At 69.8% G+C, this 24118-nt stretch carries 25 protein-coding genes; 10 read left to right on the forward strand and 15 right to left on the reverse strand.

Going from position 1 to position 24118, the window contains the following annotated elements; genetic code table 11:
• Nucleotides 1-578: 578 nt before the first annotated feature.
• Entirely contained in the window at nt 579-1220 is a 642-nt protein-coding gene (locus tag ACIHCQ_RS13780) for a DNA-3-methyladenine glycosylase (RefSeq protein ID WP_399661482.1), read from the reverse strand.
• Nucleotides 1221-1330: 110 nt separating this feature from the next.
• Here ACIHCQ_RS13780 and ACIHCQ_RS13785 point away from each other — a divergent pair, with 110 nt between their 5' ends.
• The 3 genes from ACIHCQ_RS13785 to ACIHCQ_RS13795 all read left to right on the forward strand — a co-directional run bounded on the left by ACIHCQ_RS13785 (nt 1331) and on the right by ACIHCQ_RS13795 (nt 3379).
• A complete protein-coding gene (locus ACIHCQ_RS13785; RefSeq protein WP_399661484.1) occupies nt 1331-2116 on the forward strand; it encodes a sporulation protein in 786 nt (261 codons plus the stop codon).
• A 62-nt stretch (nt 2117-2178) separates the two neighbouring features.
• Entirely contained in the window at nt 2179-2712 is a 534-nt protein-coding gene (locus ACIHCQ_RS13790) for a YbhB/YbcL family Raf kinase inhibitor-like protein (RefSeq protein WP_399661486.1), read from the forward strand.
• Nucleotides 2713-2869: 157 nt separating this feature from the next.
• On the forward strand, nt 2870-3379 hold the full coding sequence (locus ACIHCQ_RS13795; protein ID WP_399661488.1) for an HNH endonuclease: 510 nt from the start codon (nt 2870-2872) through the stop codon (nt 3377-3379).
• 58 nt (nt 3380-3437) lie between these two features.
• On the opposite strand, the gene ACIHCQ_RS13800 is transcribed toward ACIHCQ_RS13795, so the two are convergent.
• The 4 genes from ACIHCQ_RS13800 to ACIHCQ_RS13815 all read right to left on the reverse strand — a co-directional run bounded on the left by ACIHCQ_RS13800 (nt 3438) and on the right by ACIHCQ_RS13815 (nt 6712).
• Nucleotides 3438-4211, reverse strand: a complete 774-nt coding sequence (locus ACIHCQ_RS13800) for a sulfite exporter TauE/SafE family protein (protein WP_399661490.1) — start codon at nt 4209-4211, stop codon at nt 3438-3440.
• An 81-nt stretch (nt 4212-4292) separates the two neighbouring features.
• Entirely contained in the window at nt 4293-5288 is a 996-nt protein-coding gene (locus ACIHCQ_RS13805) for an SPFH domain-containing protein (protein ID WP_399661492.1), read from the reverse strand.
• A 90-nt stretch (nt 5289-5378) separates the two neighbouring features.
• The gene (locus tag ACIHCQ_RS13810; protein ID WP_399661494.1) at nt 5379-5807 is read right to left on the reverse strand and encodes an NfeD family protein; all 429 of its coding nucleotides are present in this window, start codon (nt 5805-5807) and stop codon (nt 5379-5381) included.
• Between the two features lie 113 nt (nt 5808-5920).
• Nucleotides 5921-6712 carry an ABC transporter ATP-binding protein gene (locus ACIHCQ_RS13815; protein WP_399661496.1) on the reverse strand — a complete coding sequence of 264 codons (792 nt, stop codon included), beginning with the start codon at nt 6710-6712 and terminating at the stop codon, nt 5921-5923.
• 139 nt (nt 6713-6851) lie between these two features.
• Between ACIHCQ_RS13815 and ACIHCQ_RS13820 the strand changes: the two genes are divergently transcribed.
• Nucleotides 6852-7640 carry a hypothetical protein gene (locus ACIHCQ_RS13820; RefSeq protein WP_399661498.1) on the forward strand — a complete coding sequence of 263 codons (789 nt, stop codon included), beginning with the start codon at nt 6852-6854 and terminating at the stop codon, nt 7638-7640.
• Between the two features lie 691 nt (nt 7641-8331).
• On the opposite strand, the gene ACIHCQ_RS13825 is transcribed toward ACIHCQ_RS13820, so the two are convergent.
• The 3 genes from ACIHCQ_RS13825 to ACIHCQ_RS13835 form a co-directional block, all read right to left on the reverse strand.
• A complete protein-coding gene (locus ACIHCQ_RS13825) occupies nt 8332-8583 on the reverse strand; it encodes a chaplin (protein WP_399661500.1) in 252 nt (83 codons plus the stop codon).
• 138 nt (nt 8584-8721) lie between these two features.
• On the reverse strand, nt 8722-9384 hold the full coding sequence (locus ACIHCQ_RS13830) for a response regulator (protein ID WP_399661502.1): 663 nt from the start codon (nt 9382-9384) through the stop codon (nt 8722-8724).
• On the reverse strand, nt 9377-10522 hold the full coding sequence (locus tag ACIHCQ_RS13835) for a GAF domain-containing sensor histidine kinase (RefSeq protein ID WP_399661504.1): 1146 nt from the start codon (nt 10520-10522) through the stop codon (nt 9377-9379). Before ACIHCQ_RS13835 ends, ACIHCQ_RS13830 begins: the two co-directional genes overlap by 8 nt.
• A 188-nt stretch (nt 10523-10710) precedes the next feature.
• Between ACIHCQ_RS13835 and ACIHCQ_RS13840 the strand changes: the two genes are divergently transcribed.
• The 3 genes from ACIHCQ_RS13840 to ACIHCQ_RS13850 all read left to right on the forward strand — a co-directional run bounded on the left by ACIHCQ_RS13840 (nt 10711) and on the right by ACIHCQ_RS13850 (nt 13415).
• Complete coding sequence (locus ACIHCQ_RS13840) at nt 10711-11457, forward strand: SDR family NAD(P)-dependent oxidoreductase (RefSeq protein WP_399661506.1); 747 nt, start codon at nt 10711-10713, stop codon at nt 11455-11457.
• Nucleotides 11454-12521, forward strand: coding sequence for an S-adenosylmethionine:tRNA ribosyltransferase-isomerase (locus tag ACIHCQ_RS13845; RefSeq protein ID WP_399661508.1), 1068 nt, complete (start codon nt 11454-11456; stop codon nt 12519-12521). The genes ACIHCQ_RS13840 and ACIHCQ_RS13845 overlap by 4 nt, the downstream gene beginning before the upstream one ends.
• A gap of 312 nt (nt 12522-12833) precedes the next feature.
• Nucleotides 12834-13415 (forward strand): transglycosylase SLT domain-containing protein, encoded by a 582-nt coding sequence (locus ACIHCQ_RS13850; RefSeq protein ID WP_399661510.1) that lies wholly within the window; start codon nt 12834-12836, stop codon nt 13413-13415.
• A gap of 113 nt (nt 13416-13528) precedes the next feature.
• Here ACIHCQ_RS13850 and ACIHCQ_RS13855 read toward each other — a convergent pair whose 3' ends face one another.
• Nucleotides 13529-16081, reverse strand: a complete 2553-nt coding sequence (locus ACIHCQ_RS13855) for an FHA domain-containing protein (RefSeq protein ID WP_399661512.1) — start codon at nt 16079-16081, stop codon at nt 13529-13531.
• 244 nt (nt 16082-16325) lie between these two features.
• Between ACIHCQ_RS13855 and ACIHCQ_RS13860 the strand changes: the two genes are divergently transcribed.
• Together ACIHCQ_RS13860 and serB are read left to right on the forward strand one after the other, a co-directional pair.
• Complete coding sequence (locus ACIHCQ_RS13860; protein ID WP_399661514.1) at nt 16326-17945, forward strand: streptophobe family protein; 1620 nt, start codon at nt 16326-16328, stop codon at nt 17943-17945.
• A 227-nt stretch (nt 17946-18172) separates the two neighbouring features.
• The gene (gene serB / locus ACIHCQ_RS13865; protein ID WP_399661516.1) at nt 18173-19390 is read left to right on the forward strand and encodes a phosphoserine phosphatase SerB; all 1218 of its coding nucleotides are present in this window, start codon (nt 18173-18175) and stop codon (nt 19388-19390) included.
• A 108-nt stretch (nt 19391-19498) separates the two neighbouring features.
• Here serB and ACIHCQ_RS13870 read toward each other — a convergent pair whose 3' ends face one another.
• The 4 genes from ACIHCQ_RS13870 to ACIHCQ_RS13885 form a co-directional block, all read right to left on the reverse strand.
• Nucleotides 19499-20050, reverse strand: coding sequence for a SixA phosphatase family protein (locus ACIHCQ_RS13870; protein ID WP_399661518.1), 552 nt, complete (start codon nt 20048-20050; stop codon nt 19499-19501).
• A gap of 146 nt (nt 20051-20196) precedes the next feature.
• Nucleotides 20197-20415, reverse strand: a complete 219-nt coding sequence (locus ACIHCQ_RS13875) for a hypothetical protein (protein WP_399661520.1) — start codon at nt 20413-20415, stop codon at nt 20197-20199.
• 167 nt (nt 20416-20582) lie between these two features.
• Complete coding sequence (locus ACIHCQ_RS13880) at nt 20583-20699, reverse strand: SGM_5486 family transporter-associated protein (protein ID WP_399661522.1); 117 nt, start codon at nt 20697-20699, stop codon at nt 20583-20585.
• 17 nt (nt 20700-20716) lie between these two features.
• On the reverse strand, nt 20717-22063 hold the full coding sequence (locus tag ACIHCQ_RS13885; protein WP_399661524.1) for a CynX/NimT family MFS transporter: 1347 nt from the start codon (nt 22061-22063) through the stop codon (nt 20717-20719).
• A 57-nt stretch (nt 22064-22120) separates the two neighbouring features.
• Between ACIHCQ_RS13885 and ACIHCQ_RS13890 the strand changes: the two genes are divergently transcribed.
• Nucleotides 22121-22813: a FadR/GntR family transcriptional regulator gene (locus tag ACIHCQ_RS13890; RefSeq protein WP_399661526.1), complete on the forward strand. Its 693-nt coding sequence runs from the start codon at nt 22121-22123 to the stop codon at nt 22811-22813.
• On the opposite strand, the gene ACIHCQ_RS13895 is transcribed toward ACIHCQ_RS13890, so the two are convergent.
• Both ACIHCQ_RS13895 and fabI read right to left on the reverse strand, forming a co-directional pair.
• Nucleotides 22770-23150, reverse strand: coding sequence for a hypothetical protein (locus tag ACIHCQ_RS13895; RefSeq protein WP_399661528.1), 381 nt, complete (start codon nt 23148-23150; stop codon nt 22770-22772). The genes ACIHCQ_RS13890 and ACIHCQ_RS13895 overlap by 44 nt on opposite strands.
• 194 nt (nt 23151-23344) lie before the next feature.
• Entirely contained in the window at nt 23345-24115 is a 771-nt protein-coding gene (fabI, locus tag ACIHCQ_RS13900) for an enoyl-ACP reductase FabI (protein ID WP_399661530.1), read from the reverse strand.
• Between the last annotated feature and the right edge of the window lie 3 nt (nt 24116-24118).

Here is a 24118-nt window from a genome sequence, read left to right on the forward strand (position 1 = left end):
CACAAGAGCGGGACAGACCGGGCGGAATAAGCCCGACTGTCCACAGCGTCCTCGCTATGTTTTGTTCTTCAAAGGAACCACCAACCTGACACAGACTGCATCAGGCCGGGGTATCAACATATCTGGCGTTGACTTTTGGCACGCTGTTGAGTTCTCAAGGAACGGACGCTTCCTTTGTACTCACCCTCTCGGGCTTTCCTCCGGGCGCTTCCCTTCGGTCCTGCGTTTCCGACTCTACCAGACACTTTCGTGTCCGATTCCCCAGTCGGCGGGGTTTCACTTTCCAGCCTTTCGGCTTTCCGGCGATTCCAACTTTACCAGAACCTTTTCCGCTTCTGTTACCAGCTTCGGAATTCGATTTCAGTGGCTGTTGGAGAGCCTCTTTGCCTTTCGGCGTGTTCACTACGTTAACCGATTTACCGGGTGACTCATAATCGAGTCACTGGGCTTGAATTTCGACATAGCGAAACCGCACCCGGTTGGGTTCGTCATATGTAGTGGATGGCCACTTCGGGTTGCTGAACAGCAGGGCCCGTGTCAAGCGGCTCGGGCTACGTTAGGCGTCCCCGCGAGGCGAGTCAAGTTGCCCTGCGGCGCGGGATGTGTGCCCGGTAGGGACTGACCGTAGGGTCACTGTCGATCCAGAACCGCCAGGGGTGGTGGGCCCCGGCTCCGCCCACTCCCGTACGAGGGCCGCTGCGCACCTGGTCAGGCTCCGGCGGCGTACCGGTCAGTAGGTACAGAGGTGCAGCGGGGCCTGCGCAGAGGTCGGTGCCATTGAGGGTGCGGTCGACGTCCAGGGCCGTGGCCAGGCGGGCGGGGCCTTTGGCCAGTTCTCTCGCATGGCGGGCCGAGAATCGACGTTTGTGCGCCAGTTCAGCACCTCGCTGGATCTCTCCCGCGCGCAGCAGGATCCCGCTCGCCCTGCCTTCAGGGCCGCACACCACGTTGAGGCAGTGCCACATTCCGTAGGTGAAGTAGACGTACGCGTGACCGGGCGGGCCGAACATCACGTCGTTGCGCGCTGTGCGACCACGGAAAGCGTGGGACCCCGGGTCCAGATCGCCCGCATATGCCTCCACCTCGGTCAGGCGCACCTCGATGGGTCCGTCGTCGGTGAGGCGTACCAGGGTGCAGCCGAGGAGTTCGGGAGCGACCTCCAGTACAGGGCGGTCGAAAAACTCCCGGGCGAGCGGCGTACGGTCGGGGCTCTCGATCATGACGCCCGAGGGTACCGGGGAACCGGCCACGGGAACCGGCCACGGTCGTCGCGCGTATGTAGACGCGTATGTAGAGGTCAGAAACCAGCGGGACCGAGAAGGGGACAGACATGGGCTTCAAGAGGCTGCTTGCGAGCATGGGCGCCGGCGGTGCTTCCGTGGAGACGGAGCTGACCGAGGCGAACGTCGTGCCGGGCGGTGTCGTGCAGGGCGAGGTGCGCATCCAGGGCGGCTCGGTGGATCAGCAGATCGAGGGGCTTTCCGTCGGTCTGCAGGCCAAGGTCGAGGTCGAGGGTGGTGACCAGCAGGAGGTCAAGCAGGACATCGAGTTCACCAAGCAGCGGCTCGGTGGCGCCTTCGAGGTGAAGGCGGGGGCGGTGCACGTGGTGCCGTTCGGGCTCGAGATTCCGTGGGAGACCCCGGTCACGAGCATCGCCGGGCAGCAGCTGCGCGGGATGAACATCGGTGTGACCACCGAGCTGGAGATCGCGCGGGCCCTGGACTCGGGCGACCTGGACGCGATCAGCGTGCATCCGCTGCCGGCGCAGCAGGCCATCCTGGACGCCTTTGTGCAGTTGGGCTTCCGCTTCAAGAGCGCGGACATGGAGCGGGGGCACATCCGGGGGACGCGGCAGCAGCTGCCGTTCTACCAGGAGATCGAGTTCTTCCCGCCCCAGCAGTACCGCGGGCTGAACCAGATCGAGCTGACGTTCGTCGCGGACGCCCGCGAGATGGACGTCATCCTGGAGATGGACAAGAAGCCGGGGCTGTTCAGCGAGAGCAGTGACTCGTACAAGGCTTTCACGGTGGGGCACCACGACTTCCAGTCGACCGACTGGGCGGCGTACCTCAACCAGTGGCTCGCCGATGTCGGCGGGCGTCGTAACTGGCTCTAGGCCTCTACAGTCCCACGTACAGGCAGCCAGGCAGCCAGGCAGCCGAAATCGGAGGTTGAGACGTGACCGAGCTCAAGAGGGCGCCCCTTCCGCACGACTTTCACCCGGCGGTGCCGTCGTTCACGGTGGTGAGTGATGACCTCGCGCCAGGGTCGGTGCTGAAGGACGCCCAGGTCTACGCGGCGGGCAACACCTCGCCGCACCTGCGGTGGGACGGTTTTCCGGCGGAGACCAGGAGTTTCGCCGTGACGTGCTTCGATCCGGACGCGCCGACGGGCAGCGGGTTCTGGCACTGGGTGCTCTTCGACATCCCGGCGTCGGTCTCGGAGCTGCCGGCGGGTGCGGGCAGCGGCAAGTTCGAGGGGCTGCCCCAGGGCGCCGCGCATGTCCGTAACGACTACGGGTCGAGGGACTTCGGCGGCGCCGCGCCGCCCGCCGGTGAGAAGCACCGCTATGTGTTTACGGTGTACGCGGTGGACAGCGAGAAGCTCGGCCCGGACGCGGACGCCTCGCCCGCGGCTGTTGGCTTCAATCTGCGGTTCCACACGCTGGCCCGTGCTCAGCTGATCGGCGAGTACGAGGGCCCCTCCTCGTAGGAGCCGAGCGTTCGTTCGTTGTTTGCCCTGCCCTGGTCTTGGAGAGATCAGGGCAGGGCATTTTTTATTGCGTTGTCCATTTCGGCGCGCCCGGCGAGAGTTGATCCAAGCCGACGGCCCGCACATGGGCTGGGCCGGCGAACGGGAGGTGGGCGAGATGCGGGACACCCTGGTACTGAACGCGAGCTTCGAGCCGCTGTCGACAGTGACGCTCAACCGGGCGGTGGTGCTGGTGCTCCAGGACAAGGCCGTCGTCGAGCAGACCCACCCCGGACTCCGTATGCGCGCCGCCGCGGTCGATCTTCCGGTGCCCCGGGTGATCAGACTCTGCCGCTATGTCAGGGTGCCGTTTCGAAGACAGGCCCCGTGGTCAAGACGTGGCGTGCTGATACGGGACCAGCACCGGTGCGCGTACTGCGACAGGCGCGCCACGACCGTGGACCATGTGGTGCCGCGGTCGCACGGCGGTGCGGACAGCTGGCTGAACACGGTTGCCTCCTGCGCCGAGGACAACCACCACAAAGCGGACCGTACGCCGGAGCAGGCGGGGATGCCGCTGCTGCGCGAGCCGTTCATACCGTCTCCCGCGCAGGCGATGCTGCTCGGGATGCGCGCCGGTGAGCGGTCGGAGCTGCCGCAGTGGCTGGCGGCGCAGCCCGCCGCGTAGCCCGCAGGTTCTGGTGAGAGCGCCCGTCTTCGTACGCGAAGGCGGGCGCTCTCGTGCGTCAGCGCAGCAGCAGCTGAACGATCGCGACCGTGCCGACGACCACGACCAGCACGCGCAGCGCTGTCGGCGGGAGGCGGCGGCCGACCTTGGCCCCGAGCTGGCCGCCGATCGCGGAGCCGACCGCGAGCAGCAGGACCGCCGTCCAGTCGAAGTGCGCGACGAAGAGGAAGAAGATCGCGGCGACGCTGTTGACGACGGCGGCGAGAACATTCTTGACGGCGTTGAGGCGTTGCAGGCTCTCGTCGAGCAACATCCCCATCAGGGAGAGGTAGATGATCCCCTGGGCCGCGGTGAAATAGCCGCCGTAGACGCTGGCGAAGAGCAGTCCCGTGAGCAGGAGCAGGCCGCCCTTGGGGTGGGCGTGGGTGCCGTTGTCCTCGCGGCGGCGCTGGACCGCCTTCGTGATGTACGGCTGGAGGATCACCAGGACGAGCGCGAGCCCGACCAGTACGGGCACGATCGTCTCGAAGGCCGTCGATGGCAGTGTCAGGAGCAGCACGGCTCCGCTGATGCCGCCGATCGCGGCGGCGGCGGACAGCCGCAGGATGAGGGCGCGCTGGCCTTTGAGCTCCGCGCGGTAGCCGATGGCTCCGCTGATCGCGCCGGGGAGCAGGCCGAGGCCGTTGGAGACGGTGGCGGTCACCGGCGGGAGGCCGGTGGCGAGAAGAACCGGGAAGGTGATGAGCGTTCCCGAACCGACGATGGTGTTGATGGTGCCTGCGCCGATGCCCGCGCCGAAGACGGCGAGTGCTTCCCAGATGGACAAAGCCATCTCCTTACATGCTCAGCGAGTCGCCTCCCCGCCATTAAAGGTCGAGGGGCCACCGCCGATCATGCATGAGAGCGTTCCGCTTCAGTCGATGGGGGGCCGTTCGCGGCGTTCTGAGCCACTGCCGCCGTTGTCACCGTTGCCGCCGTTGCCGCCGTTGCCCCTGGTGCCGGACTTCTTCATGGCGCCACCCGAGCCGCCGCCCATCGGGCCCATGTTCCCCATGGCCCCGCTGAGGCCCTTGAGCGCGTCGCCGATCTCGCTCGGCACGATCCAGAGCTTGTTGGCGTCGCCCTCGGCGATCTTCGGAAGCATCTGGAGGTACTGGTAGGCGAGGAGCTTCTCGTCGGCGTCTCCGGCGTGGATGGACTCGAAGACCGTACGGATGGCCTGGGCCTCGCCCTCGGCGCGCAGCGCCGCCGCCTTGGCCTCACCTTCGGCGCGCAGGATCGCGGACTGCTTCTCACCCTCGGCGGTCAGGATCGCGGACTGGCGGATGCCTTCGGCGGTCAGGATCGCGGCGCGCTTGTCGCGGTCGGCGCGCATCTGCTTCTCCATCGAGTCCTGGATGGAGGTGGGCGGCTCGATGGCCTTGAGCTCGACGCGGTTGACGCGGATGCCCCATTTGCCGGTGGCCTCGTCCAGTACGCCGCGCAGGGCCGCGTTGATCTCCTCGCGGGAGGTCAGTGTCCGCTCCAGGTCCATGCCGCCGATGATGTTCCGCAGGGTGGTGACGGTGAGCTGCTCGATCGCCTGGATGTAGCTGGCGACTTCGTACGTCGCGGCGCGGGCGTCGGTCACCTGGTAGTAGATGACGGTGTCGATGTTCACCACGAGGTTGTCCTGGGTGATCACCGGCTGGGGCGGGAAGGGCACGACCTGTTCGCGGAGGTCGATGCGGTTGCGGATCGAGTCGATGAACGGGACGACAATGTTCAGGCCCGCGTTGAGGGTGCGCGTATAGCGGCCGAACCGTTCGACGATGGCGGCGCTGGCCTGCGGGATGACCTGGATCGTCTTGATCAGGGCGATGAAGACCAGCACCACCAGAATGATCAGGACGATGATGATCGGTTGCATCGCGTTCCCTGTGCCCTTCGCTGCCGGATGATTCTGATGATCGAGTTTGTCAGAACACGGGCTGGAGTGGGGGGTATTCGGGCTGTTATCTCACATGACCACAGCGGTGGCGCCGTCGATCTCCACGACGTCGACCTGCTGGCCGGCTTCGAAGGACATGTCCGCGTCGAGTGAGCGCGCGGACCAGATTTCACCGGCGAGCTTGATCCGGCCGCCGTTGCCGTCGACCCGTTCGAGGACGACGGCCTGACGGCCCTTCAGCGCGTCGATGCCGCTGGCGAATTGGGGGCTCTGGACTCTGTGCCGGGTCGCTATGGGACGTACGACCGCGATGAGCGCGACGGAGACCACGGCGAAGACGAGCACTTGGGCCACTGTGCCGCCGCCGATTGCCGCGACGACGGCCGCGGCCACCGCTCCCGCGGAGAACATGCCGAATTCGGGCATCGCGGTGAGGACGAGCGGAATGCCCAGACCGACCGCGCCTATCAGCCACCACACCCATGCGTCGATGTCCACGTCATCATGGTAGTTCCGCCCGTCATGGTCGGACAGGGGGCGAGATCGGTCGGTCCCGGATACGCCGGTGCTCCGGTGCTCCGCGGTTGGCGTTCGGCGTCCGGCGTTCGGCGTCAGCCGAGGGGGAGGCCGTGCGCCGTCCAGCGCTCGCCGTTCTGCTCGACCAGCAGCGGCAGGCCGAAGCAGAGCGAGAGGTTACGGGAGGTCAGCTCGGTCTCCATGGGACCGGCGGCCGTCACCTTGCCCTGACGGATCATCAGGACGTGGGTGAAGCCCGGAGCGATCTCCTCGACATGGTGCGTAACCATGATCATGGACGGGGCATACGGGTCGCGGGCAAGGCGGCCCAGGCGGCGGACCAGGTCCTCGCGCCCGCCGAGGTCGAGGCCGGCGGCGGGCTCGTCGAGGAGCAGCAGCTCGGGGTCGGTCATCATCGCGCGCGCGATCATGGTGCGCTTGCGCTCGCCCTCGGAGAGCGTGCCGAACTTGCGGTCCAGGAAGTCGGTCATGCCGAGGCGATCGAGGAAGGCGCGGGCGCGCTCCTCGTCGACGGCTTCGTAGTTCTCGTGCCAGGTGGCGGTCATGCCGTACGCGGCGGTGAGCACGGTCTGCAGCACGGTCTGGCGCTTGGGGAGCTTTTCGGCCATCGCGATGCCCGCCATGCCGATACGGGGGCGGAGCTCGAACACGTCGACGGCGCCGAGCCGCTCGCCGAGGATCATCGCCGTGCCCGTGGTCGGGTAGAGGTAGCTGGAAGCGATGTTGAGGAGGGTGGTCTTGCCCGCGCCGTTGGGGCCGAGGATGACCCAGCGCTCCCCCTCCTTGACCGACCAGGAGACGTCGTCCACCAGAGCGCGTCCGTCGCGGACCACGGATACGTCCACCAGCTCCAGTACATCGCTCATGAGCGCGTTGTCTCCCCATGCATTCGTCTTGAGGTGAGGTATTGGGGCCTTTCGTGCGCCTGTGGGCGCGGCTCCCAGGGAAAACCTACGCCACCGGTCGGGTGGCCCGGCCCGCAGGCCCGGTCTCTAGGCTGGGTCCATGCTCTCGGAACCACGCTCAGGACGGCTGGCCGCATGGGGAAATGCCCTGTTGGCCGGATTTGTATCACCGGATGACGCGGCGCACGCGATCGTCGGCGACGACGCGCTGCACCGGGTGGAGGGGCTGCCGGGCGAGACGGGGCCGGTGGGGCTCACGCTGGCGCTGGGGCGGCTGCGGGCGCTCGGGGTGACCGGGTACCGGGTGGCGCTGCCCGCGCCGGGGCATCCGCTGGGGCTCAGCGGACCGCCCGAGTTCAACGCGCGGGCCCTTGACGCGGAGGAGGCGGTCGTCGCCTCGGGTGGCGCGTACGGGTTGGTGCCGGAGGTGGACGAGGCGGGGCCGGCCGGGGACGTGCATGTGGAGGTGGTCTGGCGCTGCCTGCCGGTGCGGGAGGCGCCGCCGGCGGATGTGCCCTCGCTCTCGGAGGCGGAACGTGAGCTGGCGGAGGCGCTGCGGGACGCGACGGCCGCGCTGACCCGGCTGGATGTGGCGGGGTCGGGCCCGGTGGCGGAGGCGGCGGTGGACGCGTACCGGGCACGGGCGGGGCGAGGCCCGGGCGAGATGCTGGCTCCGGGGTATCCGCCGCGGGCGGTGCGGGTGCTGGAGCTGGCGCAGCGGGTGAGGCTGCTGGTCTCGGTGGCGTACGAGAAGGGGCCCGGCGGTGCGGTGAGCGCGTCGGAGATGGCGGCGAGGGGGGAGGCGCTGCGGCCGGTGGAGCGGGTGGCGAGACGGGCGCAGGTGGCGGCGTACAACGCGTATGTGGAGGCGCAGGAACGGGACGTGTGACCTGTGCGCTTGGCGCGGGTGCGGTGCGGGTGCGGTGCGGGTGAGGTGCGGGTGCGTGTGGCGTGGGGCACAGGTCGCCGCCGGTCTGGCCCGGCACGGGTGCGGGCCCGTGTGGCCTGGGGCACGGGGTTGACCCCGTCCTGCTCGGCGCGGGTGGCGTGTGGCCGGGAGTACGGGTGGCGGCCGGTCTCGCCCGGCACGGGCGGGGGCCGTGTGCCCTGTCGTCCTGCTCGGCGCGGGCCCATGCGGCCCGGGCACGGGTCGCCGCCGGTCTCGCCCGGCACGGGTGCGGGCCCGTGTGGCCTGGGGCACGGGGTTGACCCCGTCCTGCTCGGCGCGGGTGGCGTATGGCCGGGGCACAGGTCGCCATCGGTCTCGCCCGGTACGGGGTGGGTGCCCCCGGGCACGAGGTCGGCCGGCTTGGCCGGCACGGACGACGGGCCCGTCCCCTACGCGGCGGAGCCGCCGGAGCACCTTGGGGCGTCGGCCCCACGCGCCACCGCGTATCTTCTCTCCGGTCCGGGGCACGGGGTGTGGGGGTGTCAGCCCCCACGTAACCTCCCCCCTCCCGCCAGGGAACCGCCGGAGCACCCGGAGGCGGGGCGGGGGAAACACCCCCCGTCACGGAGCAAAGTCCCCCGCCACGCGGCCTCGGGGCGCAGCCCCCACGCAACGCCCAAGGGCCCGGTTGTCAGTCGGTGTAGGCGGCGTTGTCGAACGTCGGGTTCAGCGCGCCGACCACATTCACCGTGTTGCCGGACACGTTCACCGGGACGTGGACCGGGGCCTGGACCAGGTTGCCGGAGGCGATGCCCGGGGACTTGACGGCCGCCCCATGCGCCTCCGCGCCCGTGCCCGACGTGGCGGACGCCACACCCGCGCCCGCCGCGACCAGGCTGCCCGCGACCATGGTGAGAGCAGCGGCCCTCTTCAGGTTCTTCACTTCGAAATCCTCCTGAGCGTTCGCCGCGGCCTACCGCCGCAGCACGCCATGAAGAACGGCCCTCAGCCCCTCAGGATGCGCCGAGTGGGTGACATACACCCGACAGTATGAATCTCAGATCGGAACGAGACGGTCCGGTCAGCCCGTCAGGCCATGCCGGACGGCCCACAGCGCCGCCTGCGTGCGGTCCGACAGGTCCAGCTTCATCAGAATGTTCGAGACATGCGTCTTGACGGTCTTCTCGGACAGGACCAGCGCCCGGGCGATCTCGCGGTTGGACCGGCCATCGGCGATCAGGGCCAGTACCTCCCGTTCCCGCTCGGTGAGGTTGGAGCCGCGGCCCGTGCCGCTGCTCGGGTCGTCCTGGGCGAGCAGGGCGCCCGCGACCTCCGGCTGGAGCAGGACGTGCCCCGCGTGGACCGAGCGGATGGCTCCCGCCAGCGCCTCCGGGTCGACGTCCTTGTAGACGTAACCCGAGGCGCCCGCGCGCAGGGCGGGGACGACCGTGCGCTGTTCGGTGAAGCTGGTGACGATCAGCACCTTGGCGGGGTTGGCCAGCTCACGCAGCTTGCGGAGGGCCTCGATGCCGTCCATGCCCGGCATCTTGATGTCCATGAGGACCACGTCCGGCTTGAGCTCCTCCGCGCGGGCGACCCCCTCCGCGCCGTCGGCCGCCTCCCCGACCACCTCTATGTCGCCCTGGATCTCCAGGAACGTACGCAGGCCCCGGCGGACCACCTGGTGGTCGTCGACGAGCAGGACCTTGATGCCGGTCGTCGACCTGGGCGCGGTGTCAGCCACCGGGGACCTCCATCTCGATCGTGGTGCCTTTGCCCGGCGCCGACTCCACCGTGAGCCTGCCGCCGACCCCGCCCGCCCGGTCTCGCATCGAGACCAGTCCCAGGTGGCGGCCGGCCCGGCGGACCGACCTCGGTTCGAAGCCCTTGCCGTTGTCGGTGATGCTGAGGGCCACGCCCTGGCCGCGGCGGAGCAGGACCACAGCGACCTCGTCCGCCCCGGAGTGGCGCAGCGCGTTGTGCAGGGCCTCCTGGGCGACCCGGAGCAGGGCCTCCTCCTGTGCCGCGGGCAGCGCCCGGACGCCGGAGCTGTCGAAGGTGACCCGCGGGGCGTGTGCCCGGTCGAGGACCTGGATGTGCGTACGGAGGGTGTTGACCAGGCCGTCCTCGTCCAGCGCGGCGGGGCGCAACTCCACAACGGCTGCCCGCAGTTCGTCCGCGGCCTCGGCGGCGAGCGCGGCGACCTGCTGGAGCTCGCCCTTGGCGCGGGCCGGATCGCGGTCTATCAGGGCCGTCGCGGCCTGTGCGGTCAGCCGCAGCGAGAAGAGCTTCTGGCTCACCGCGTCGTGCAGTTCATGGGCGAGGCGCGAGCGCTCCTCGGCGATGGTGAGCTCGCGGCTGCGCTCGTACAGCCGGGCGTTGGTGAGGGCTATCGCGGCGTGCTGGGCGAGGATCGTGAGCAGCTCCTCGTCCTCGGCGGTGAAGCCGCAACCGCCCTCCGGCTTCGGGCACCTCTTGTTGGCGAGGAAGAGCGCGCCGAGGGTCTCGTCACCGTCCTTGATCGGAACGCCGAGGAAATCCGACATGTCCGGGTGCGCGGACGGCCAGCCCTCGAAGCGGGGATCTTTGCGCACATCCGCGAGGCGCTCCGGCTTCGCGTCGCGCAGCATCGAGGCCAGGATGCCGTGCTGCCGCGGGAGCGGGCCGATCGCCCTCCACTGCGCCTCGCTGACGCCGTCGACCACGAACTGCGCGAAGCCGCCGTGATCGTCGGGCACGCCCAGCGCCGCGTATTCGGCGTCGAGGAGATCGCGCGCCGAGGCCACGATCGTCTTCAGCACGTCACGCACCTCCAGATGCCTGCTCATCGCGAGGAGCGCGGTGCTCACGGCGGCAAGGCCGGAGCTTGGTCGATGACTCATGAACTCACCGTACCGGCGTGGTGTGACAGTCCGTATCGGGCTGGAGACGGCACCTGCTCAGGGCTGCGGACCTAGGTCGAATTCCCTGGTGGACGGGGCCTCTCGCACGAAGCGGCGGTCGCTGCCGCGTTCCTAGGTTGGGGCCGGACGGAAGCAGGCGGAGCAAGCCGAGCAAGGGGATGGGAATCATGGCGGTTGCAGTGATCACCGGAGCGTCAAAAGGCCTGGGACGTGCTCTCGCGGCGGGCCTCGCCCATCGGGGCTGGGACCTGGTGCTGAGTGCCAGGACCGCGAGCGTACTGGAGGACAGCGCGCGGCACATCGGCGAGACGTACGGGACACGGGTGGCGGCGGTGGCGGGTGATGTCACCGATGCGGGGCACCGTACGGAGCTGGTGGCCGCGGCCCGCGGGCTCGGCGGCCTCGATCTGCTGGTCAGCAGTGCCAGCGCGCTGGGCGCCGAGCCGCTGGTGCGGCTGGACGCGCTGCCGTTGGAGGGCCTGCGGGCGGCGCTGGAGACCAATGTGGTCGCCGCGCTCGGACTCGTACAGGAGGCGCTTCCGCTGCTGCGGGCCTCCGGCGCGGGCGCGTTGATCGCGGTCAGCTCGGACGCCGCCGCGGAGGCGTACGAGACCTGGGGTGGTTACGGAGCGTCGAAGGCGGCGCTCGACCAGCTCGCGGCGGTCCTCGCGGTCGAGGAGCCGGAACTGCGGGTGTGGACGGTCGACCCGGGTGACATGCGTACGGATCTGTACGCGGCGGCCGTACCGGACGACGAGGGCCCGCGCCCGGCGCCGGAAGCGGTGGTGCCGGGATTCCTGCGGCTGCTGGACGAGCGGCCGGTGAGCGGGCGGTACGCGGCGCCCGCGCTGCTGGACGTGGCCGCTGACGCGCAGGACGCCCTGGATGCCCTGGATGCCCTGGACGAGCGGTGAACGTGCTGGAGGCGCTGTGGGTGCCCGAGGAGCTCTCCGCCCGGGTGCCCGCCGAGGAGCGCGGTTCGGGGCGGGACGACGTACGCCTGATGGTCTCGCGCGGGACCGAGGTCTCCCACCACGCCTTCCGCGACCTTCCCGGACAGCTGCGCGCCGGGGACGTCCTCGTGGTCAATACGTCGGCCACGCTGCCCGCCGCCGTCAGCGGGCGGGTCGGCGGAGAGGCGGTCGTCGTGCACTTCTCGACGCGTGGAGACGACGGGCGGTGGGCGGTGGAGCTGCGCCGCCCGGACGGCTCCGGCACCACTCTGCCGCGCCCCGGCGGGCCCCCTGGGGCGGTCGTACGGCTTCCCGGGGGCGAGCGGCTCGTACTGGAGGAGCCGCTCGCGCCCGGCGCGGACCGGCTGTGGTGGGCGTCGGGGCCGGCGGATGTGCGGGGGTTGCTGTACCGGTACGGCAGGCCGATCCGGTACGGGTACACGGCGCGGGACCAGCCCCTGGAGGCGTATCAGACGGTTTTCGCGCTCCCTTCCCCCGACGGCGCGGGCTCCGCGGAGATGCCGAGCGCGGCGCGCCCCTTCACGGCGCGGCTGGTGGCGGAGCTGGTGAGCCGGGGCGTGCAGTTCGCGCCGATCACCCTGCATACGGGGGTGGCGTCGGCGGAGGCGCACGAGCCGCCGTATCCGGAGCGTTTCGAGGTGCCGGTGACGACGGCGTGGCTGGTGAACGCGGCGCGGGCGGGTGGCGGCCGGATCGTGGCGGTCGGCACGACCGCCGTACGCGCCCTGGAGTCGGCCACGGGCCCTGACAGGGTGGTGCGTGCGGCCTCGGGATGGACGGGGCTGGTCATCACGCCGGGGCGTGGTGTGCGGGCCGTGGACGGGCTGCTGACCGGGCTGCACGAGCCCGAGGCCTCCCATCTTCTGATGCTGGAGGCGATCGCCGGACGGGAGGCGTTGTGCCGTAGTTATACCGAGGCATTGCGCCGTCTTTACCTCTGGCATGAGTTCGGCGATACCCACCTCATACTTCCGGACGAGAGCCCTCACTCTTTGCATTGCTGACGCAACGCGTCGTGAAGTCGCCGGGCGCGCGATGTGAGCCCGCACATAGGGCGTACATCACGTACGAACCCGCATAGTGGACATATAAGGGGCAGGAGACCGCCTTCTGGACAGGGACTGGGCGGAATTGCGCGGGAAAAATGGGGTTTCACCAAGGCCCTGATCCACTATTGATCCACTATTACGGGTAGTACGTCACACCTTTGCCACATCATTTTGCTGCCGCTAAGAATTGCGAACGTCGCCGCCGAGGAGCGCAGCGCCGCACCCGGCCTGATTGCGACTTCCGCTATTCGAAGAGGTACGCCCCGTATGCCTACGTTCCGCACCCCTGCCTTCACCCGCCTGAAGACCCAGAAGTTCTCCATCGCCGGTATCGCCACCGCCGGAGCGGCGGCCCTCGCGCTCTCGCTCGTCCCGGGCAGCGCCTCCGCCGACACCGTGACGACCGGAGCGAGCACCTCCGCTTCCGTGGCCACCCCGGCCGCCGCCGTGGCCACCCCGGCCGCTACCGCGCAGCCGGCCGCCGCCAAGGCCGCCCCGGCCAAGAAGGCCGCCGCCAAGCCGGTGTACGCGAACAACCTGGACGGCTGGATCCGCGAGGCCCTGTCCATCATGAAGAAGCACGGCATCCCCGGCTCGTACGAGGGGATTCACCGCAACATCATGCGTGAGTCCAGCGGCAACCCGAACGCCATCAACAACTGGGACATCAACGCGATCAACGGTGTCCCCTCGATCGGCCTGCTGCAGGTGATCAAGCCGACGTTCGACGCGTACCACGTGGCGGGCACGGCCAAGAACCAGTACGACCCGGTCGCCAACATCGTCGCCGCCTGCAACTACGCGGCCGACCGCTACGGCTCCATGGACAACGTGGACAGCGCCTACTGAGCGAACCCGCTCCGCCGCTTGACCTGCTTGACCTGCTTGACCTGACCGAGGCATACGGTGAAGGGCGGCACCCCCACAAGGGGTGCCGCCCTTTGGCGTGCGCGAGCCGCGCGTTACTTGCGCATGACCTCGGGCTCGTGGCGGCGCAGCAGCCGCGCGACCGCGATGCCGCAGACGACGCCGATCGCCAGCAGGATCGTGATGTTGAGGCCCCACTGGCCCGCGGAGTGCTCCCACAGCGGATCCAGGTCGGTGGGCTTGTTCGGGTCCCACGGCGGCATCAGGTGCCCCAGGTCGAGCGTCGCGCCCGCCCCCGCGATCGCCCAGCGGGACGGCATCAGCCAGGCGAACTGCTCCAGGCCGGGCGAACTGTAGACCTGGAAGAGAACGCCGGTGAAGACGACCTGGACGATCGCGAACATGACCAGCAGCGGCATGGTCTTCTCGGCGGTCTTCACCAGCGAGGAGATCACCAGGCCGAACATCATCGAGGTGAAGCCGAGTGCGATGACCACGAGGCAGATCTCGACGGCCGGCGGCATGATCAGGCCCTCGGCGGGCAGATCGCGGGTGGCGAAGCCGATACCGCAGATGATGACGCCCTGGATGGCCGTGATCACGCCGAGGACGATCACCTTGGACATCAGATACGCCGAGCGGGACAGGCCGGTGGCCCGTTCCCGTTCGTAGATGACCCGTTCCTTGATCAGCTCTCGTACGGAGTTGGCGGCGCCCGAGAAGCACATGCCGACCGCGATGATCAGCATGATCGTGCCCGCGTCGGCGTTGAACTTGCTCGGCGCCACGGCCGGGCCGAGGCCGAACTTCGCCGGGATGACGACACTGACCACGCCGAGGACGGCGGGCAGAATCACCATCAGCCCCAGGAAGCCCTTGTCGGACGCGATCACCGTGGAGTAGCGGCGGATCAGCGTCCACAGCTGGGAGCCCCAGCTCTGCGCCTTCGGCGGGCGCATCTGCTGCGGCGACGGCATGGACACCGACTGCGCGGCGACGGCGTCGATGTCCGCGGCGTACATCTGGTAGTGCTGCGAACCGCGCCAGCGGCCCGCCCAGTCGTAGTCGCGGTAGTTCTCGAACGCGGAGAAGACGTCGGCCCAGGTGGTGTAGCCGAAGAAGTTGAGCGCTTCCTCCGGCGGGCCGAAGTACGCCACCGAGCCGCCGGGGGCCATCACGAGGAGCTTGTCGCAGAGCCCGAGCTCGGCCACGGAGTGGGTGACCACCAGTACCGTACGGCCGTCGTCGGCGAGGCCGCGCAGCAGCTGCATGACATCGCGGTCCATGCCCGGGTCGAGACCCGAGGTCGGCTCGTCGAGGAAGATCAACGACGGCTTGGTCAGCAGCTCCAGGGCGACCGAGACGCGCTTGCGCTGGCCGCCGGAGAGCGAACTGACCTTCTTCTCCTTGTGGACGTCGAGCTTGAGCTCGCGCAGCACCTCGCCGATACGCGCCTCACGCTCGGACTCGGCGGTGTCGCCGGGGAAGCGGAGCTTGGCCGCGTACTTGAGCGCCTTACGGACGGTGAGTTCCGTGTGCAGGATGTCGTCCTGCGGGACCAGACCGATGCGCTGGCGCAGTTCGGCGAACTGCTTGTAGAGGGAGCGGTTGTCGTAGAGGACGTCGCCCTCGTTGGCGGGCCGGTAGCCGGTGAGCGCCTTGAGGAGGGTGGACTTGCCCGAGCCCGAGGGGCCGATGACGCCGATCAGCGACTTCTCCGGTACGCCGAAGGAGACGTCCCGCAGGATCTGCTTTCCGCCGTCGACGGTCACCGTGAGGTGGCGCGCGGAGAAGGAGACCTCACCGGTGTCCACGAACTCTTCGAGCCGGTCGCCGACGAGACGGAACGTCGAGTGGCCGACGCCGACGATGTCGTTCGGGCCGAGCAGTACGGTGCCGGACTTGGCTATCGGCTGACCGTTGACGTAGGTGCCGTTGTGGGAACCGAGGTCGCGGATCTCACAGCGGCCGTCCGGGGTCGCCACGAATTCCGCGTGGTTGCGCGAGACCTGGAGGTCGGAAACGACCAGTTCGTTCTCCAGCGCACGACCGATGCGCATCACCCGGCCGAGGGCCAGCTGATGGAAGGTGGTCGGGCTGCGGTCTCCGTACACCGGCGGGGCCCCCGCGACACCGCCGACACCGCCGACACCGCCTGCGCCGCCTGGTCCCTGCTGCTGAGGGAACGGGGTGGGTGGCGGTTGATTCTGTGGCTGTTGCTGCCAGCCTTGCTGTTGCTGTTGCGGTGGGTGCGGCTGTGGATGTTGCTGCTGCTGTTGGGGTGGGGCCTGCTGTACGGCCGCCTGCTGAGGCGCGGCTGCCTGGGCGCTGTACGCGGCGGCGGCTACGCCGGACAGGCTCAGCCGCGGCCCGTCGGTGGCGTTGCCCAGGTGTACGGCCGAGCCCGGCCCGATCTCCAGCTGATGGATCCGCTGACCCTGCACATATGTACCGTTGGTCGAGCCGTGATCCTCAATCACCCAACTGCGGCCGCCCCAGCTGATGCTGGCGTGCCGCCACGAGACCCTGGGGTCGTCGATCACCAGGTCGCCCTGCGGATCACGGCCAAGGGTGTACGACCTGGACGGATCGAGCGTCCAGGTACTTCCGTTCAATTCCAGTACGAGTTCCGGCACTCCATGCCCCACTACTTGTCCCCCGAGTTACCCCCATCACAGGGAGTCTAGGGATGGCGAACATCGTGAGGAACTATTTCAGGCCCGGTCACCTATCCGAAAGTCGGGCCTTGTGAAGACCCCGTTCGGGATGACCGTTGACGCGGACGAAACACGCCCGGAGAGTGGTAAGCACCCATGAGTAGGCATGAGTGCGTATGGATCATGCGCGAATAGGGGTAACTGGGGCAAACCCAATGGGGATCGGGGGGTCCGGATGGACGCGGTCGACAGCGGCAGAAGGGTGCGCTGGGGCGATGTGCTCCTGGGGTCGATCGCTGCGGTGAGCTGGGCACTCGTCGGAATGGCGGGCGCCGCCGCACTCGGGCTGCACCTGCTGGGAGCGGACGCGGCCGGGGCGCTCGGGCCCATGACGGCGGCCGTGGTGGTGCTCGCGGTCGGCGGAACCGTTACCCCCACAGGTGATGTGTCCGCGTTCGGGTTGGAAGGTACACAGGCTCAGACGGCCGTCGACATCACGCCACTTGGTGTGGGGCTCATCGGGGCGCTGTTCCTTGCGTACTTCTTTCTACGTTCACTGCGTGGGGCCGGGCCGTACATCTCGGCGACCGAACTCGCCGCACGGGTGGGCGGAGTGGTGACCCTGTTCGTCGCGATGGTCGGCGGGCTGGCATGGGCGGGTCACGACGTCATCACGATCGACGGGGCGGCGCTGGGCCTGGACGATGTGGGTGGCGGGGGCGGTGGTGGCGTCGAGGTTCCCGGCGTGGGTGATATCGGGGGGTTACTGCCGGACCGGCTCGGGGACCTGGTCGAGGCGGATGCGGCGGTGGGGTTCAGCGTGAACACCGCGGATTCGCTCGCGGGCGCGTTGCTCTGGGTGCTCGGGGTGGTGGCGATCGCGCTCCTCACGTCACGCCGTACGCCGCTGCCGCGCGGCGCGGTGTGGGAGACGCTGCGGCGGACGGTACGTCCGGCGGTGTCCGCGATCGTGAGCATGCTGCTGGTCACGGTCCTGGCGGGGTACGCGGCGGCCTCGTACGCGGCGATCGGGGACGACCACCCGAAGCGGATCGCGGGCGCGGCGCTGCTCGGAGCGCCGAACGGGGTGTGGCTGGGGATTCCGCTCGGGCTGTTCGTGCCGTGGGACGGGGAGGCGACGGGCGAGCTGGCCAAGCTGCTGCCGGATCCGGTGGACGAACTGCTGCGGGTGTCGGAGGACGAGCCGGTGACGGTGGGCAGGCTGGCGGAGCTGGACGAGCGGGTGTGGCTGCTGGCGATCGCGGCGGCGGTGGCGATGCTGTACGCGGGGGTGCTGGCGGCGTCGCGTACGCGGTCGGAGGGCCGGGGGGCATTCGGTTTCGCGGGGCGGTGCGCGGTGCGGCTGGGCGTGGTGACGGCGCTGACGCTGCCGCTGCTGGTGTGGCTGACGGAGGTCTCGGCGGACGCGTCGCTGTCGGTGCTGGGCATCGACGCGGTGGACGCGGGCATTGAGCTGCGCGGCCGGGCGGGGATGGCGCTGCTGCTGGGTGCGGCGTGGGGAGCTGGGGCGGGCGGGGCGGGGGCGCTGCTGGTGCGCCTGGTGTCTCGGCCAGAGGCGCGTGTGCCTGCGGCTGGGGCTGCCTCTGCCCCGGCCCCGGCTCCGGCTCCGGATGTCGTGCGGGGGCCGGGACCGGGGCCGTACCGGCCGGCGGCCCCGTACCGCCCGCCGAACCCCGACACGAACCCGTATCTGCGCATGCCCCCGGAAATCCACAGCGCCCCGACGCTCGCGGGGCCGCTGCCGCCCGCGCCCCCGCGTGACCACCCGGAGGACGCGGATCCCCCGGAGGAGGGGCCGCCTCCTCCGGGGGTTCCGGGCGGGAGACGACGCTGAGACCGTTGTCGGGGCTCCGCCCCGAACCCCGCGCCTCAATCGCCGGACGGGCTTGAGGACACGGCCGAAGGCCGTACGGGGGTCCAGGGGGCGCAGCCCCTTGGCTACGGGAAGGGGCGGGTAAGGGGAAGTCCGCCGCAGGCGCGCCCCGCACCCTGGCTCCCCGCCTGTCCGGTGCTCGGACGCACTCCTCTCCCCGCACCCCCTCCCTATACGGTGGACACACCATGAGCGCATCGCAGACCCCCGACATCCCCACCCTTCTCGTCAAGATCTTCGGCAAGGACCGTCCCGGGATCACCGCCGGGCTCTTCGACACCCTCGCCGCCTACTCCGTCGACGTCATCGATATCGAGCAGGTCGTCTCCCGAGGCCGTCTCGTCCTCTGCGCGCTTGTCACCTCGCCCACCGCCGGTGGGACCACCGAGGGTGAGCTGCGGGCCACCGTGCACAGCTGGGCCGAGTCGCTCAAACTCCAGGCCGAGATCATCTCGGGCACCGGCGACAACCGGCCGCGCGGCAGCGGGCGTTCCCATGTCACCGTGCTCGGGCATCCGCTCACCGCCGAGTCGACCGCCGCCATAGCGGGGCGGATCACCGCCATCGGCGGGAACATCGACCGGATCTTCCGGCTCGCGAAATATCCCGTCACCGCCGTGGAGTTCGCGGTGTCCGGTACGGAGACCGCGCCGCTGCGCACCGCGCTGGCCATCGAGGCGCACAAGATCGGCGTCGATGTGGCCGTCGTGTCGGCCGGACTGCACCGGCGTGCCCAGCGTCTGGTCGTCATGGACGTGGACTCGACGCTCATCCAGGACGAGGTCATCGAGCTCTTCGCCGCGCACGCGGGGTGTGAGGACGAGGTCGCCGAGGTCACCGCCGCCGCCATGCGCGGGGAGCTGGACTTCGAGCAGTCGCTGCACGCGCGCGTGGCGCTGCTGGCGGGGCTCGACGCCTCCGCCGTGGAGAAGGTCAGGGCGGAGGTCAGGATGACCCCCGGCGCCCGCACCCTGATCCGTACGCTCAAGCGGCTCGGCTACCAAGTGGGCGTCGTCTCGGGCGGATTCACGCAGGTCACCGATGACCTCAAGCAGCGGCTCGGGCTTGACTTCGCCTCGGCGAACACGCTGGAGATCGTGGACGGGAAGCTCACCGGCCGCGTCGTCGGCGAGGTCGTCGACCGCGCGGGCAAGGCCAGGCTGCTGCGCCGGTTCGCCGCCGAGGCGGGCGTTCCGCTCGCGCAGACCGTCGCGATCGGCGATGGCGCCAATGACCTGGACATGCTCAACGCGGCGGGTCTCGGCGTCGCCTTCAACGCCAAGCCCATAGTCCGCCAGGCCGCCCACACCGCACTCAATGTGCCTTTCCTCGACACGGTTCTCTACCTGCTGGGCATCACCCGCGAAGAGGTCGAGGCGGCCGACGACGAGGGTGCGGAGCACTGACGGACGGACCAGACCCACGTACGTACGAAGGCCCCGGCGCGCTCTCCGCACCGGGGCCGTTTCACTTACCTGACAGAAGCAGCAGAGGCCGCAGGGGCTCGCAGGGGCTTACGGGTGCGGCACCCAGTAATCGAGCAGCGTGCCCACGCCGTGCTCCAGGGACTTCCACGAACCGCTGAAGCCGATGACCGCGAGCGCCGCCGTCGGGAAGCCGCGCTGCGTCATCCTGGCCAGCGCGTCGCCCTCCGCCCTGGCCGTGAGGGCGTCCGCGAGCGCCTCCATGCCGGGGTTGTGGCCGATGACGAGGAGGTTGGTCACCTCGTCCGGGGTCTCGTTGAGCAGCGCGAGCAGATCGCCGAGAGTCGCCTCGTACAGCCGCTCCTCGTACACCGTCCTGGGCCGGTGCGGCAGCTCGTGCACCGCCAGCTTCCAGGTCTCGCGGGTCCTGGCTGCGGTCGAGCACAGAGCCAGGTCGAAGGCGATACCGGTATCGGCCAGTTTGCGGCCGGCCACCGGGGCGTCCTTGCGACCGCGCTCGGCGAGCGGACGCTCATAGTCCAACACCTGTGGCCAGTCGGCCTTCGCATGCCGGAGGAGGACGAGCCTGCGGGATTCGGGGGTTCCTGGGGGTGTACCCCCGGAAGACACAGCGGCACTCATGCACCCCAGCTTCGCATGAAATGAAGCAACAGGCGTGGGGTTACGGAGCCCACGCGGGGCCACCGCAGAGTCGGCGCGGGGCCATTGCGGGGCCGGTGCGAGCCGGCCCTGAGCCGCCAGGGAGGTGAATCCGTCTCGGCGGGCTGTCAGCGGGACAGTGTCTCCTGGACGCGCTCGAAGAGCTGGCCGACCGCCGGATCGTGCGCCGGGTCACCGGCCGCCGCCTGCGCATGGCCGGAGTCCGCTATCAGCAGGAGCAGGACGACGAAGGCGAGCATGGGCAGCGCGAGGGCCCACCACGGCAGCCGGGTGCCGACGCTGCCCGAGGCCTGGGGGTGGGACCGGGTGTGCGCGTGGGCCGACATGGCCGCCTCCGTAGGTCTGCAGGTCTGCGGTTGATGCCACAAATCTACGGATCACCGGTTCGCGGGCCCATCCGGTGAACTACCCACTTCACCCTGACCCTGGCCCCCTAGGGGATGGTGGTGCCAGCACCACCATGGAGGCCGCGGGCGGGCGCTCAACGCCCGCGTCAGGGTGAGGCGATGGACGCGATCACGCCGATCACCACCGTAATGGCGATCATCGCTCCGAACACGAGGAGGAGCTTCTTCTGGCCGTTCTGGGGGTTCGGGTCGAGGACAGGCATGGCGCCAGTCTCGCATCTCAGCATTCGTCCTCGATCCTCCGGTCCCGTCCGGCCAGCACACCCATGGCGATCTGCGGCAGCAGCAGCCCCGCCATCAGCCCGATCGGCAGCTCCCAGCCGCCGCTGTGCTGGTAGACCACGCCCACCAGCAGCGGGCCGGGGATCGAGATCAGATAGCCGGTGGACTGCGCGAAGGCCGAGAGCCGTACGACACCGGCGCCGGTCCTCGACCGCATGCCGATCATGGTGAGGGCGAGCGGGAACGAGCAGTTGGAGATGCCCAGCAGTACCGCCCAGACCCAGGCTCCGGCCGCGGGCGCGAGGAGCAGGCCCGCGTAGCCGGTCAGTCCGCACAGGGCGAGTGCGACGACGATGGGCCCCTGGGTCTTCATCCGGGTGGCCAGTCGCGGGATGACGAAGGCAAGCGGCACGCCCATCACCATGATCACGGCGAGCAGCACACCGGCGGTGGATGCCGGGACTCCCGCGTCGCGGAAGATCTGCGGCATCCAGCCCATGGTGATGTACGCGCCGGTGGCCTGGAGGCCGAAGTAGCAGGCGAGCGCCCAGGCGGTGGGAGACCGGGTGATCCGGGGAGCCGTGACCGGTGCCTGCCCGGCCGACGCCTGCCCGCCCGGCGCCCGCGCCTCCGTATGCGCCTCCGTATGCGCCCCGGTGTGCGCCTCGGTGTGCGCGGCGGCCCCGCGGTCGCGGACCAGCCCGAGCCAGGGCAGTACGGCCAGAGCGGCCAGGACCGCCCAGATCCCGAGGCCGAGCCGCCAACTGCCGCCCAGCGCCTGCGTCACGGGCACGGTCACGGCGGCGGCTGCTGCGGTGCCGAGTGCCAGCGCCATCGAGTAGAGCCCGGTCATGGAGCCGACGCGGTCGGGGAAGTACCGCTTGACGATCACCGGCATCAGGACGTTGCTGACGGCGATGCCCATCAGCGCGAGCGCGCTGGCGGCGAGGAAACCGGCCGTGCCGCCGGCGAAGGGCCGGATCAGCAGCCCGGTCGCGATGGCGGCCATGCCCGCGCAGACGACGGCGCCGGAGCCGAAGCGGCGGGCGAGCCGGGGCGCCGCGATCCCGAAGATCGCGAAGCAGAGCGGCGGTACGGAGGTGAGGACACCGGCCACGCTGCCGCTCATGTGCAGCCCAACCCGCGCCTCTTCCAGCAGCGCGCCGAGGCTGGTGATCGCGGGGCGGAGGTTGAGCGCGGCGAGGACGATCCCGGCCACCACGAGCCGGGTGAGCCAGACGGAGGGCCGCGCGGCCGGAGAGCCGGCCGCGGCAGGGCGCTGGGACACGGGCTTGATGTCGGTCTTGATGTCGGTATCGGTATCGGTATCGGTCTCGTCAGGCATGAATCCATCATAGAATCATGGGATGATTGGTTGTCCAATGCCGCGAGAAGGAGCTCCATGGCGCTGACCTCACCCCGGCGTTCCGCCCTCTCCGACCAGGTGATCGCCCAGCTGCGGAACCAGATCACCTCGGGCGAGTGGCCGGTCGGCTCCCGGATCCCCACCGAACCGGAACTCGTCGAGCAGCTGGGCGTAGCCCGTAACACCGTCCGCGAGGCGGTACGCGCGCTCGCGCACAATGGCCTGCTGGACATCCGGCAGGGCTCAGGGACGTACGTCATCGCCACCAGCGAGCTGGCCGGAGTCATGCACCGCCGCTTCGCCGACGCCGACCCCCGGCACATCGCCGAACTCCGCTCCACCCTTGAGTCCTCGGCCGCCAGGCTCGCGGCGCAGCGGCGCACGGACCGCGATCTGGCGCAGCTGGACACCCTGCTCGCCCGCCGCGAGGCGGCGTGGTCCACGGGTGTCGTGGAGGACTTCGTCGCCGCGGACACGACGTTCCATCTGGCGGTGGTGGCCGCCTCGCACAACGAGGTGCTGACCGAGCTCTACGCCGACCTGGGCGATGTGCTGCGCCACTGGCTGCGCGACGACGTCGGCGGCGAGCTGCGCCCGGAGAACCATATGGACCACTCCGTGCTGGTCGACGCGATCCGCGCGGGCGAAGGCGAAGCGGCGGCAGCGGAGGCGGCGAGCTACGCCCTCATGTGTCTGCGCCCGCGGAACCCCGCAGGGACTGGTGGCTGACCCAGACCGCGCGTACCTCCTTCCAGCACCGCTCGGTGAGCCGCGCGTACCCGGCCGGGTCGATCTCGACGGGCGCGCTGTCCGCGTCGACGTCCCACCAGCGCTCGCACTCGACGTGCAGCCGGACGCGGTCGGTCACGGGGTAGGGGTTGTGGCAGTACGCGATGGCCCGGGAGCCGTCGACGAAGGCTCCGCAGTCGGCCTCGTACGACGGCGGCTTCTCCGGAGGCAGCGGGCGGCCAACGGCGACCGGCGTCGTCCACAGCAGGACTGTCACCGCGGCCAGCGCGGCGGCGGAGGCTGAGCACCAGGAGGCGGAGCAGCAGGTCGTACGCACAAGCAGGACCTCCTCGGCTGTACTGCGGCCCGGTGGGCCGCGGCGGCACCTCAAGGGGGATTGCCTCTCCAGCCTCGCCGCCCCCGCGCCGTCCCGCGCGCTCCGTGGGCCGAACGGGCGACGCCCCGGTCCCCGCGCGGAGCGGGGACCGGGGCGTCGTTTCCGTACGAGTTACGAGTTACGAGTACGAGGGCTCAGGCGCCCATCATGTGCACGCCGCCGTCGACGTGGACGATCTCGCCCGTCGTACGCGGGAAGAAGTCCGACAGCAGACCCACGACACCGCGGCCCGCGGGCTCCGGGTCGGACAGGTCCCAGCCGATGGGGGCGCGGTGGTTCCACACGTCCGCGAGCTGCTCGAAGCCCGGGATGGACTTCGCGGCCATCGACTTGAGCGGACCGGCCGAGACCAGGTTGCAGCGGATGTTCTGGGCGCCCAGGTCGCGGGCGAGGTAGCGGTTGGTGGACTCCAGTGCCGCCTTGGCCACGCCCATCCAGTCGTACTTGGGCCAGGCGATCGTCGCGTCGAAGGTGAGGCCGACGACCGAGCCGCCACGCTTCATCAGCGGCAGGCAGGCCATGGTGAGCGACTTGTAGGAGTACGCCGAGACGTGCACGGCGGTCGAGACGTCCTCCCAGCTGGCCTCCAGGAAGTTGAACGCGCCCTGCGGGCCGAAGGCGATCGAGTGCACGATGCCGTCGAGGCCCGAGTCGTCGCTGGCGTGCTCGCTGATCTTGGCCGCGAGGCTGTCCAGGTGCTCCTGATTGGTCACATCCATCTCGATGACCGGAGCGGGCTTGGGCAGCCGCTTGGCGATGCGCTCCACCAGAGTGAGGCGGCCGAAGCCGGTGAGGATGACCTCCGCGCCTTCCTCCTGCGCCACCTTGGCGGCGTGGAAGGCGATGGACCCCTCAGTGAGGACGCCCGTGACGAGAATGCGCTTGCCGGCGAGGATTCCACTCATGTG

Source organism: Streptomyces sp. NPDC052236 (genome assembly GCF_044548015.1).
Lineage (GTDB): Bacteria > Actinomycetota > Actinomycetes > Streptomycetales > Streptomycetaceae > Streptomyces.